General features: G+C 36.8%; 13 protein-coding genes and 1 riboswitch. Of the genes, 12 read left to right on the top strand and 1 reads right to left on the bottom strand.

Annotation, left to right across the window (positions count from 1 at the left end):
• The first annotated feature begins 151 nt into the window (after window positions 1-151).
• A complete protein-coding gene (locus MHH37_RS11685; protein WP_342573135.1) occupies window positions 152-679 on the top strand; it encodes a sigma-70 family RNA polymerase sigma factor in 528 nt (175 codons plus the stop codon).
• Window positions 669-1,694, top strand: a complete 1,026-nt coding sequence (locus tag MHH37_RS11680) for an LCP family protein (protein ID WP_342573134.1) — start codon at window positions 669-671, stop codon at window positions 1,692-1,694. Before MHH37_RS11685 ends, MHH37_RS11680 begins: the two co-directional genes overlap by 11 nt.
• Window positions 1,695-1,765: 71 nt before the next feature.
• On the opposite strand, the gene MHH37_RS11675 is transcribed toward MHH37_RS11680, so the two are convergent.
• The gene (locus tag MHH37_RS11675) at window positions 1,766-2,503 is read right to left on the bottom strand and encodes a MerR family transcriptional regulator (protein ID WP_342573132.1); all 738 of its coding nucleotides are present in this window, start codon (window positions 2,501-2,503) and stop codon (window positions 1,766-1,768) included.
• 86 nt (window positions 2,504-2,589) lie between these two features.
• Here MHH37_RS11675 and MHH37_RS11670 point away from each other — a divergent pair, with 86 nt between their 5' ends.
• The 10 genes from MHH37_RS11670 to glpK all read left to right on the top strand — a co-directional run bounded on the left by MHH37_RS11670 (window position 2,590) and on the right by glpK (window position 12,050).
• Entirely contained in the window at window positions 2,590-3,294 is a 705-nt protein-coding gene (locus MHH37_RS11670) for a type II CAAX endopeptidase family protein (protein WP_342573130.1), read from the top strand.
• A 110-nt stretch (window positions 3,295-3,404) separates the two neighbouring features.
• Window positions 3,405-3,504: riboswitch (purine riboswitch) on the top strand.
• A 110-nt stretch (window positions 3,505-3,614) separates the two neighbouring features.
• Entirely contained in the window at window positions 3,615-4,910 is a 1,296-nt protein-coding gene (locus MHH37_RS11665) for an NCS2 family permease (protein WP_340798700.1), read from the top strand.
• A gap of 245 nt (window positions 4,911-5,155) precedes the next feature.
• Entirely contained in the window at window positions 5,156-5,716 is a 561-nt protein-coding gene (locus MHH37_RS11660) for an NUDIX hydrolase (protein WP_342573127.1), read from the top strand.
• 27 nt (window positions 5,717-5,743) lie between these two features.
• The gene (locus tag MHH37_RS11655) at window positions 5,744-6,217 is read left to right on the top strand and encodes an NUDIX domain-containing protein (protein ID WP_342573126.1); all 474 of its coding nucleotides are present in this window, start codon (window positions 5,744-5,746) and stop codon (window positions 6,215-6,217) included.
• A gap of 23 nt (window positions 6,218-6,240) precedes the next feature.
• Window positions 6,241-6,705: a DUF4279 domain-containing protein gene (locus tag MHH37_RS11650; RefSeq protein ID WP_342573124.1), complete on the top strand. Its 465-nt coding sequence runs from the start codon at window positions 6,241-6,243 to the stop codon at window positions 6,703-6,705.
• A 123-nt stretch (window positions 6,706-6,828) separates the two neighbouring features.
• A complete protein-coding gene (locus tag MHH37_RS11645) occupies window positions 6,829-7,032 on the top strand; it encodes a zinc ribbon domain-containing protein (RefSeq protein ID WP_008403962.1) in 204 nt (67 codons plus the stop codon).
• A 221-nt stretch (window positions 7,033-7,253) separates the two neighbouring features.
• Window positions 7,254-8,897, top strand: coding sequence for a glycerol-3-phosphate dehydrogenase/oxidase (locus MHH37_RS11640; RefSeq protein WP_342573119.1), 1,644 nt, complete (start codon window positions 7,254-7,256; stop codon window positions 8,895-8,897).
• Window positions 8,898-9,009: 112 nt separating this feature from the next.
• Entirely contained in the window at window positions 9,010-9,576 is a 567-nt protein-coding gene (locus tag MHH37_RS11635) for a glycerol-3-phosphate responsive antiterminator (protein ID WP_014823621.1), read from the top strand.
• 170 nt (window positions 9,577-9,746) lie between these two features.
• Window positions 9,747-10,544, top strand: coding sequence for an MIP/aquaporin family protein (locus MHH37_RS11630; protein ID WP_008403959.1), 798 nt, complete (start codon window positions 9,747-9,749; stop codon window positions 10,542-10,544).
• A gap of 12 nt (window positions 10,545-10,556) precedes the next feature.
• A complete protein-coding gene (gene glpK, locus MHH37_RS11625; RefSeq protein WP_342573116.1) occupies window positions 10,557-12,050 on the top strand; it encodes a glycerol kinase GlpK in 1,494 nt (497 codons plus the stop codon).
• The last annotated feature ends 209 nt before the right edge of the window (window positions 12,051-12,259 follow it).

Below are 12,259 nucleotides of genomic sequence, written 5' to 3'. Positions count from 1 at the left end.
TGTATCTTTGATTACTCGAAAATCTAAGATACAGGTTTTTTATATTTTAATTATAATTGTATAAATAAGTGTTTTTGGGAATTTGAACCTGTATTGAATTGACAATCGTCTAATAGCAGAATTGAAATTTAATTGTAAGGGGGGCAGTATATTGGACAGTGAAGAAAAGGATTATTTATTAGAAAAAATAATGATTGAATACGGAAATGAACTGGTGCGGCTTGCATTTTCCTATGTGAGGGATAAAGAAATTGCGAAGGATCTTGTTCAAAATACGTTTATTAAATGCTATAACAATCTGGATTCCTATCGATTTGAAGCGCAAATCAAAACATGGCTTTATCGTATAACCATCAATGAATGCAAAGATTATTTAAAAAGTTGGCACTACAAAATGGTACAGGTTAAAAGTTTTATTAATGAAACAACTAAGGCTGTACGACCATCAATAGAAAAAACCGTAATTGATAAATATCAAGATGAAGAAATAAAAGATATCATTCTATCTCTTCCAAAAATTTATCGGGAAGTTGTTTATCTATACTACTATAACTCATTAAACACAGAAGAAATTGCCGGTGTTTTGGATATTTCTGCGAATACTGTGAAAACTCGATTAAGAAGAGCGAAACAACGGTTAGAGCCGATGATAAAGGAGGCGGAACTTAATGGAAGATAATCGATTCAGAGGTAAATTCAATGATAGGTCAGATCAGGAATTGAATTTTACGAAAGAGGACCGAACTGAAGTAATCGAAAAAATCCATAGCTTACAGAAAAGTAAAATACAAAAAAAATCTTTGATTCTACCAATCAAAATAATCCCAGTTACAACGGCTTTATTAATTGTAGGTCTATGTTTATTTTTATTTCTTCGGTCAATGCTTCCTGCAACAATTAATAAAGAAATAAGCAGCATTAGTGTAAATAAAGAAACGAATCCAACAGTTGCAGGCACCATAGGAATAGAAGAGGCAAAAGTGTTAACAACTTTAATTACGGTTAAGTCTGAAGAAATGGATGATCGAATTTACCTCAACCTTTTACTTTCATACAGTACAGACAAAAAAATGGTGAAAGTAGTATCGATTCCTTATGATACATATGTACCTGTCGCTGAAAAAGATGAAGGGACCGTTTTAAACGACAAATTGTTATTTGCGTATAATCATGGGGGCGCTAAAAATGTGAGAACCATTGTCTCCAATCTTTTTGATATACCGATTGATTATCATGCAGTGATTGAACTCAGGAGTTTTTCTTCGCTCATTGATTCGATAGGTGGGGTAGAGTATGGTTTGCAGGATGATATTACAGTAAGAGGGATAACTCAAGCTGTATTGGAATTTAAGAAAGGCGCCAATCATTTAAATGGAGAAGGAATCGTAGCATTAATGATGGCTGTTACAGAGCCGAACAACCTTGATGAAGGGAACCTTTTAAAGCTGATGGAAGCAGTAATAGATAAAGCGGAAAATCAAACTTCATCAAATAAGTTAAAAGAATCATTAGCAAATTCACTAAGCGATATACAGTTGTTAGATAAGGATATTAGAGCTTTCAAACAAATATCTTTAAGAGGCGGAATAATCGATGATGCAATCACAATTAGTAATACAGAAGGCAAACACATTTACAGGTTTGATGATGAGTTTTTAAATGCAGTATCAAAAGAGTTAACTACCTTCAAATAATAATTAGAGGCTCGATTTCAATAAGTGGAATCGAGCCTTTCTATGTGATTGATAATGCCGTCCACAAAGAATTATTCAAACGGATTAGCTGTCGCATATTCAATGCACCGTTCGACAAACTCCAATACATCTTTGGAAATCGGATATAGACCGGTTTCTTCATCGGGCAGTTTTCTTACTTCCCAGAACTTTTCTATTAAATGATCGTCCCCTTGAAACGTCTCATCAGAGAGCTTAATTAGCTTCTTGGCAATTTCAATACCTTGCTTCGACTCTGCCTGAATACCTTGCTTTATATAGGATTCAATTTCATTTAACAACACAATATACTGGTGTGTTATTACATCATTATGACTTAGGCTAGGGATTAATTTTTGCAAAAGAACCTTTTCGTCATATTGAAAATAATCGATCCAATTTTTTGCCGTGGTTTGTGAGCGATGAACAAGTTTCGAAACATGTTCCCATGATAAATCATGTTCCACGTCTATCATGTTAATTAATGATGTCGTGTTCGCTATACTCGTTTGAAGTTTTGATAACTGTTCTTGCAAATGGTTGTAATGTGAAATAAGAATCTGTTTATACGTTAATTTATCCAACAAAATTCTAATTTCCTCTAAAGGAAGAGAAAGAGATTTTAAAATAATAATTTTCTCTAATGTGAATAAGTCTTCTTCGGAATAATATCGTTTTCCATGCTCATCTTTAAAGCTGGGTGTAAGGAGATCAATCTGATCGTAATAGCGAAGTGTTCGCATAGATATATTCCGTTGTTTACTGACTTCACCTGTCGTCCATCGTTTCATGTTATTCCCCCTAAAAAATGCTTGCAGGTTACGTTACGTAATCCAATATAGTGGCATTATACCATTTAAAGGAAGAGGGTAAAGGGATGGATAAAAACGATAAACGATGGAAGGCAAGGGATCCTTGGGGAAGAAAAGAATTTATTTTATTATTGTTACTGGAATTTATATTCGTTATAGGCTTTTTAAAAGGTGTAGTTTCACCGATGTATTCACAATGGCTGAATAATGATTTATATGCAGGAACAATAATGGGGTTAACGATAGCGATAATTTTAATAACAGGAGTTTATATAGTTGCGCTCCGTCCACGAGCGCTTTCTTGGAGTGAAATTGGAATTAAGCGTTTTAAAATGAGTGATTGGAAAATTATCATTGGATATTCTGTCATTTTACTCGTTGGCGCGGTGATCATCGTCATACTGACTAGTTTTATAGGGAACACTTGGGAGAATAGCAAAACGGAATCATTACAGCAGAATGTAACGTTTCTTACCGTTCTAATTGCTTTTGTTTCAGCTGCTGTAATATCACCGATTTATGAAGAACTTTTTTACCGTGGATTTTTATATCGGTGGTTGCGTACGCGGATCGGGTTTTACGGAGCAATTGCAATCAGTTCAACAATTTTTACAGTTGTACATATCCCTGCTTTAAATGTAATGCCGGTAAACTTCTTTAGCGGAGTTATTTTTGCACTTGCATATGAGCGTACGAATTCGATATGGCCATCTGTGCTGATTCATGGTATTACGAATGGAATTATGGTTTTACTGACAAGTTTGGGGTGAGTACTGATTTTTTGCTCTCTTTTGAATATTTATATATTATTAAAACAAAAAATATTGTTGTTTATTCTATTGACGATTTAAATTTAACTTGATATTATTCTACTATTGTTTTTAGAAAATATTATATACCTTGTATAAATTCAAGAAGATGGCTTGAAAGTTTCTACCAGCTACCGATAATAGCTGACTACAAGGAATGGGAATTAAATTCTATTTTTATTCCATTTTGTAGAGAAGCTTTGGCCATTCGTGGTCAAAGCTTTTTTTATTCTAGGATAATAAATTAATTGCTAACATTACAGCAACTAGGAGATTACAACATGAAAAACTTTTTCAAATTTGCAGAACGGGGTACTTCGTATAAAACGGAAACACTTGCTGGGATTACGACCTTCTTATCAATTGCTTACATTTTGATCGTCAATCCCATTATCCTTAGTCAATCTGGCATGGATCATGGAGCTGTATTTACTGCAACTGCACTTACTGCAATTATCGGTACATTGCTAATGGGCATACTTGCGAACTTCCCGATCGCGATTGCACCGAGTATGGGATTAAACTCATTCTTTACTTTTACAGTTTGTATTGGAATGGGGATTGATTGGCAAGTTACTTTAACAGGTGTTTTTGTTGCCGGCATCATCTTTTTGATTTTAAGTTTATTTAAAATTCGCGAAAAAATTATTAACATTATTCCAAGTGATTTAAAGTTCGCGATTGCTTCAGGGATTGGATTTTTCATCACGTTTGTCGGATTAAAAAACGGTGGCATTATTGTTGGTAATCCAGATACATTTGTGGCGATTGGCGATTTAACTTCACCGATGACGTTATTAGCAATTCTAGGTATTTTCCTTACAATCATTATGTTAGTAAAAGGTATTAACGGCGGTATTTTCTACGCTATGGTCATTACAACAATTGTAGGTATGCTGTTTGGTAAAATTGAAGTACCATCTTCAATCGTTGGTAGTATTCCTAGCCTTGAACCAACATTTGGTGTTGTGTTTGGTCATTTAGATGAAATTTTTACAGCGGAAATCCTGACAGTTATTTTCACGTTCCTTATTGTTGCTTTCTTTGACACAGCAGGTGCATTAATTGGACTAACAAGCCAAGCAGGCATGATGAAAGACAATAAAATTCCGAATATCGGAAAAGGGTTACTTGCCGATTCAGCTGCCGGTGTAATTGGAGCTGTATTAGGTACATCAACACCTGCAACAAGCGTTGAGTCTTCTGCTGGTATTGCTGTTGGAGGAAAAACCGGCTTTACGTCAGTCGTTATTGCAGCATGTTTCGTCATTGCATTATTCTTCTCACCACTTGTTAGCGTTATTTCTGTGGAAGTAACATCCGCGGCATTAATTATTGTCGGTGCATTGATGGCTATGGAAATCCGTCGAATCAACTGGACAAAGTTAGAGATTGTCATTCCGGCATTTTTAACAATAATTATGATGCCACTAACTTCTAGCGTGGTAATCGGAATCGGTTTAGGCTTTGTACTTTATCCAATTTGCCTAATCGCACAAAAGCGTGCTAAAGAAGTGCATCCGATTATGTATGTGCTTTGCCTGTTATTCCTTTTATACTTTGCATTTATCGTATAAAAGTGCTCCATTTTCTATAAATAGTAAAATTAAATAAATTAGAAAAGACATAGGTTAGTTCAGGCTAACCTATGTCTTTTTACTCTTTGGAAAAAGAAAGCTTTTCTTACGTAAACTTCACTTGTTTCTATACCTGTTTTTTCATTTTTATTTTAAATATTAGTGCTAATAAACAAGTTATTTTGGATAATTATGTTAATCTTTAATTGCTGATTAAAATATGGCGAGAAAGGTTGGAGGTTATTATGGATAAATGGAAAACTTTAAAATCAGAGTATATACATAAAAGTCCTTTCGGCAATATTCGAAAAGACGAATGCAAGCTTCCTAACTGTATTGTGATAGACGATTATTATGTAAACGAATATTCTGATTGGGTAAACGCCGTCGTTATAACAAAGGAAAATGAGATTGTCCTTGTTGAACAGTACCGTTATGCTGGAAATGAATTTTACCTTGAAGTCCCTGCTGGGAAAATAGAAGAAAATGAAACATATGAGGAAGCAATAATCCGGGAATTAAGGGAAGAGACCGGTTTTATTTCAGACAAAAAGCCTATTCTTTTGGGAGAATTCATGGTAAATCCGGCCACTCAAAATAACAAGGTAATTACTTTTTTATTGCTCGATGCCATTAAGGAATTCGAACAAGATTTAGATGATACTGAAGAGCTTACTATTAATTTAATTGATTTTAATGAAATGGATCGTTTGATAAAGTCAAAGCAGATTAATACACAATTGTTCACAGCGCATGCTTACACAATGGCTAAAATGTACCTTATGGAAAAACAAGTGACTATCTAAATATATAGAAGAAAATGAGGTGGGGAAATGTCACATGTAAGAATAAGATGTACAGCATTGATCATCGAAAATAATTCGGTACTTTTAGTGGAGTATGATGATAATGGGATACATTACAATTTACCGGGTGGGGGACTTGAACCCGGGGAGACAATAATAGAGGGTGTCGCAAGAGAAGTGTTTGAAGAAACTACTGCAGATGTTGAAGTTGGACCGATAGCATTAATTTATGAGTTTCCCCCACATAAGCAATCCGGTGATTATGATGAGAATGCCAAACATGGACTACACGTTATTTTTGAATGTACTTTAAAGAATGGTTCGATCCCCAAATTACCCGAATATCCAGATCCTAATCAAACGGCGGTGAAATGGATTCATATAGAAAAATTGGATTCAATCTTGCTGCTGCCTAATATAATACAGCAAATAAAGAACTATATTGATAATAGAAGAAATATTGAATTGATTGAGGATTATCAGTTGGAGAAGCTTTTTTAAAAGTAAAAGTAAGTCAATAAAAAATGTCCTTTGAAATTTATAAGAGTATAAAATTGAGGTGTTTTATAATAGAAGATTATTGTTCAGAAACGAGGGCATACTTCACTTTATTTGGAGAAGATTTCCCTTTGGAGGAATTCACTAGAGAAATAGGAATCATTCCAACAGAAGCTTACAGAAAAGGTGAGGAATGTATTCGAGGTAAAACAAAACATATAAGATTTGAAACTGCATGGGAGTATGGGCTAGATTATAAAATGACAAACCATCCAGAGGAACAAATTCATACCATTATAAATACACTATATAACTCAATAGAGATTATTAAAAAGTATAAAGATAATTACAATTTGAAATGTAAATTAGTTACGGTTATTTGTTTTAATCGTCAGCAGACTCGTGAGCTTGTTATGAATAATAAAGTAATTGAATTTGCCAATCAAGTAAATGGAGAATTTGAATTCGATATTAATAATGACAACGATTAGAAAGGCGTTTTTAAGGATAGCGTGGATTCCATTTATTGTGTTGAATCGTAATTACTGAAACTTTTTTCAACTCGATTCCGTATAAAAGTATAACTAATCGTTTAGTTGGAGAGGGGAGCATATATGTCTGAAAAAGGCTGTATAAAATGTGGAAGTAAGGATGCAAGCAAGAAAGAAGTGGCGATGACTGGTACAGGGTTATCCAAAATGTTTGATGTTCAGCACAATCAGTTTATAGTCGTTTACTGCAATAACTGTGGATATTCAGAGTTCTATAATAAAAAATCATCTTCAGCCTCAAATATTTTTGACCTGTTTTTTGGTTAATAAAAATAAATGTAGTTTTATTATTAGACTTACCAAATTCTAAATGAACGAAATCAGAACTAATGATGTAAATGTCTTGCATTTTTTCTTGTGTGGCGTTAAGATAAGGTCAAGTTAATAGACCGGTTTGAGTTAAAGAGAGACCTTAAAGAACGCACAAAGCGATATTTGTGTGATGCTTTAAGGTCTCTCTTTTTTGTCTACATTAAGGAGGAATCATTATGTCAACAGCATCAGCTTTACAACGTTCAGTCATCATGAATGATTTACAGAGCAAAGAATATGACGTTTTAGTTATCGGAGGCGGTATTACAGGTGTGGGAATTGCACTTGATGCCATTACGCGCGGTTTATCCGTGGCATTAGTTGAAATGCAGGATTTTGCGGCAGGTACGTCAAGTCGCTCAACAAAATTAGTGCATGGCGGTTTACGCTATTTAAAACAATTTGAAATTAAAGAAGTAGCCGAATTGGGAAAAGAACGGGCAATCGTTTATGAAAATGGACCGCATGTAACGACTCCAGTATGGATGTTATTACCGTTCCATAAAGGCGGCACATTCGGTAAATTTTCTACATCTATTGGGTTACGTGTATACGATTTCTTAGCGGGTGTTAAAAAATCAGAGCGCCGCTACATGTTAACGAGTGCGCAAACATTAGAAAAAGAACCTTTAGTGAAGCAAGCCGATTTATTAGGCGGCGGGGTTTATGTTGAATACCGTACTGATGATGCACGTTTAACAATTGAAGTGGCAAAATCTGCGATTGAAAAAGGTGCCGTTTTAGCAAACTATACAAAAGCTTCAGGTTTTTTATATAATGATGCGAAAAAAATTATCGGCATTGAAGCGACAGATTTACTCTCTAATGAGACAATTCAAATTCATGCAAAAAAAGTCGTGAACGCAGCAGGTCCATGGGTAGATGATGTACGTAGCATTGAAGGGAAAACAAGCGGTAAACACTTAATTTTATCAAAAGGTGTGCATATCGTATTTGATCAATCGAAGTTCCCGTTAAAGCAGGCAGTTTATTTTGATACACCAGATGGCCGCATGGTTTTTGCGATTCCGCGTAACGGTAAAACGTATGTTGGTACGACAGATACGTTTTATGAAGGTGATCCTAGTAATATGGATATTGAACAATCCGATCGTGATTACATTATGAACGCTATTCACTATATGTTCCCTAATGTAAAAGTAACGGATACAGATATTGAATCAAGTTGGGCTGGTGTACGTCCGTTAATTCATGAAGAGGGAAAGGGGCCATCAGAAATTTCCCGTCACGATGAAGTGTGGGAATCCGCTTCAGGCCTAGTTACAATTGCGGGTGGTAAATTAACAGGCTACCGTAAGATGGCGGAAGCTGTTGTGGATAAAATTGCGGCTAGCTTAAATACAGAATTTGGTGTAGCAAGCAAGCCATGTATAACAAAAGACATCCCGATTTCTGGTGGTGAGGTAGGCGGGTCGAAGCATATCCAAACGTTTATTTCGAAAAAGATCGAGTCAGGTGTAAAAGCTGGCTTAACGCATGAAGAAGCGGATTATTTAGCCCAGCATTACGGTTCGAATGTTGAAAAAGTATTTAGCTATGTGGCTAACGTAAACGGTACGATGCCAAAAGCATTATTTGCACAGCTGCAATATGGCATTGAGCATGAACTTGTGACGACGCCTGTCGATTTCTTTGTGCGCCGTACTGGTAATATGTTCTTTAATATCGCATCGGTATTGGCACACAAAGAGGCAGTCATTACCCATATGGCTCAACAATTGAATTGGACGGATGCCCAATTATCGGAGTTTACAGAACTGTTAAACATTGAAATTAAGCGTGCAACAACCGCAAAATAATGTAAAATAATATTGTGATATAATTTTGGCTCATCGGATGCGTGGGAGATTTGAATTAACGCACCCGATGAGCCATATTAATATAAACAGATTCTAATTATAGGAGGATGTTATGCCGTTTAATGACCAAAAAATCATACCTGCTGCCCGAACGATTAAACAGTTTGATAAAGTAGTAAAAAGTGAATTTGAATATATCGTATTGCTTGAAGTGCATTTAAGTCATTTGCGTGCACTTAAACAAGAGGCCGAACGTCATGGGAAAAAATTAATTATTCATGCGGATTTAATTCACGGCTTGAAGACGGATAATTTTGCCGCGGATTACTTGTGTAACGATATACGTCCGGCAGGCATAATTTCTACACGCTCCAATATGATTCTCAAAGCGAAATCTCGCGGTATTTTAGCGATTCAACGTGTCTTTTTAATCGATACAATTGCGCTGGAAAAAAGCTATTCGCTCCTTGAGCAAACGGCGCCGGACTTTATTGAATTACTCCCAGGTGTTATCCCGGAAATGATTAAGGAAGTATATACGCATACAGGCATCCCTGTTATTACAGGGGGCTTAATTCGGACGGATGATCAAATTAAGCAGGCATTTGATGCAGGTGCAATTGCCATTACTACATCCAATAAAGAATTGTGGAAACGTTTCCAAAAAGTTGTTGACTAATGAATAATTTCAAACTATTATGATTACTAAGTCAATAAATACGTGGTTGAGTGAAGGAGTCCGCATGTAGCTTTGTTTTACGTGATAACGTAAAACAATTGTTACTTGCGGACTTTTTTTCTTCTAAGTATTTTATGATCGGAATATACATGAGCTAAGGAGGTTATGGAATGTCAACATTTACAGCCGAGTTAGTCGGCACGATGCTGCTAATATTATTCGGTGGAGGCGTTGTAGCGGGAGTTTCATTGCACAAATCAAAAGGTCAAGGTGGCGGTTGGGTCGTTATCACATTTGCATGGGGCTTTGCCGTAGCGATGGCAGCTTATGCAGTAGGAGGTATTAGCGGAGCGCACTTAAATCCGGCATTAACAATCGCTCTCGCAACAATTGGCAACTTTGCATGGGCAGATGTACCATTGTTTATCGTTGCACAACTTCTCGGAGCGTTTTTAGGGGCTGTGTTAGTGTATTTTGTTTATTTACCGCACTGGAAAGGCACAAAAGACAAAGGCGCAAAACTTGGCGTATTCTCTACAACACCGGCAGTAAAGCATATTCCTTCCAACATGATTGCCGAGATGGTCGGCACATTTGCATTAGTGCTGGGGATTTTAGCGTTAGGGACAAATGAAATAACAGCAGGATTAAATCCATTTTTAGTTGGTATTTTAATTGTTGTAATTGGTATGGCATTGGGTGGTCCAACTGGTTATGCGATTAACCCGGCCCGTGACTTAGGTCCACGTATTGCACACGCGATTTTACCGATTCCAGGTAAAGGAGATTCAGCTTGGTGGTATGCATGGGTACCTGTAGTTGCCCCAATTATCGGCGGTGTTTACGGTGCAGTATTCTTTAGCTTCATCTGGAATGGGGCAGATGCAACATTATTCTGGATTTTCAGTGTAGTGGTAGCCGCGATTTTCGTAGCTGCACAAATGACAGTATCAACAGTAGAAGAGTAGGGGGATTTGAGGATGACAGAAAAATTTATGATGGCGCTAGACCAAGGTACAACAAGTTCTCGTGCAATTTTATTTGATAAAAATGGCACGGTATTTCATACAGCACAGCAGGAGTTCCCGCAATATTTCCCGGAATCAGGTTGGGTAGAGCATAACCCGGAACAAATTTGGTCTTCTGTGCTTTCATGTATCGCAGCTGTGTTATCGGAGAAAAATATACTCGCAAGTCAAATTGCAGGGATTGGTATTACAAACCAGCGCGAAACGACGGTTGTATGGGATAAACATACAGGTCATCCGATTTACAATGCAATTGTCTGGCAATCGCGACAAACAGCTGAAATTTGTGAAGATTTAAAAGCGCGAGGCTTAAATGATATGTTCCGAGATAAAACAGGCTTGCTTATTGATGCGTACTTCTCGGGTACAAAGGTGAAATGGATTTTAGACAATGTAGAAGGCGCTCGCGAAAAAGCGGAAAATGGGGATCTTTTATTCGGTACAATCGATACTTGGATCATTTGGAAATTAACGAACGGTAAAGTGCACGTAACGGATTATTCAAACGCATCCCGAACATTAATGTTCAATATTTACGATTTGAAGTGGGATGAAGAGCTCCTTGATATTTTAACAGTTCCAGCTTCGATGCTTCCAGAAGTGCGTTCTTCTTCAGAAGTTTACGGTCATACAGATGCGGATAATCTTTTCGGTCAAGAAATTCCAATCGCAGGTATCGCGGGCGACCAACAAGCAGCATTATTCGGGCAAGCTTGCTTTGAGCAAGGAATGGTGAAAAATACATATGGCACTGGTTGCTTTATGTTAATGAACACAGGTGAAAAGGCAGTAAAATCTGATCATGGTTTATTAACGACAATTGCATGGGGACTAGACGGCAAAGTAACGTATGCCCTCGAGGGAAGTATTTTCGTAGCTGGCTCTGCTATCCAGTGGCTTCGTGATGGCTTACGTATGTTCCGTAAAGCTGAGGAAAGTGAAGCATATGCAGCTCGTGTAACATCTTCAGAAGGTGTGTATGTTGTGCCAGCATTCGTTGGATTAGGTACTCCTTACTGGGATTCAGATGTGCGCGGTGCAGTATTTGGCTTAACACGTGGTACTGAAAAAGAGCATTTCGTACGGGCAACTCTTGAGTCACTGGCCTATCAAACACGGGATGTATTAGGTGCAATGGAAGCGGATTCAGGAATTCCGTTAAGCACATTACGTGTAGACGGGGGAGCAGTGAAAAATAATTTCTTAATGCAATTCCAGTCAGATCTTTTAAATGTGCCAGTAGATCGCCCGGTTGTAAATGAAACAACAGCTTTAGGTGCTGCTTATTTGGCAGGTTTAGCAGTAGGATATTGGGAGACATTAGATGACATCTCTCACTACTGGAATTTAGAACACAAATTCGAACCTGAGATGGACGAAAAAGAGCGCGAAGCTTTATATACAGGCTGGGGCAAAGCGGTAAAGGCGGCACAGGCGTTTAAATAATAAAATTAGTTTCTTGATAAAAAAGAGACCAACAGAAAAACTGTAAGAAAAGCGATTAAGCTTTCTTACAGTTTTTTATTTGAATCATCACTATAACCACTAAATAAATGAAGGTTTAGATTCTTTGTCTTTTAATAAATGATTGTTACAATTGTAATGTTTGTTATCCTTTTGCAAAAGAAGCGCCATTCATTCCCTAATGATTTTAC

Source organism: Solibacillus sp. FSL K6-1781 (genome assembly GCF_038630735.1).
In the GTDB taxonomy this organism is placed as follows: domain Bacteria; phylum Bacillota; class Bacilli; order Bacillales_A; family Planococcaceae; genus Solibacillus; species Solibacillus silvestris.
This window is presented reverse-complemented; position numbering and strand designations above follow the sequence as displayed.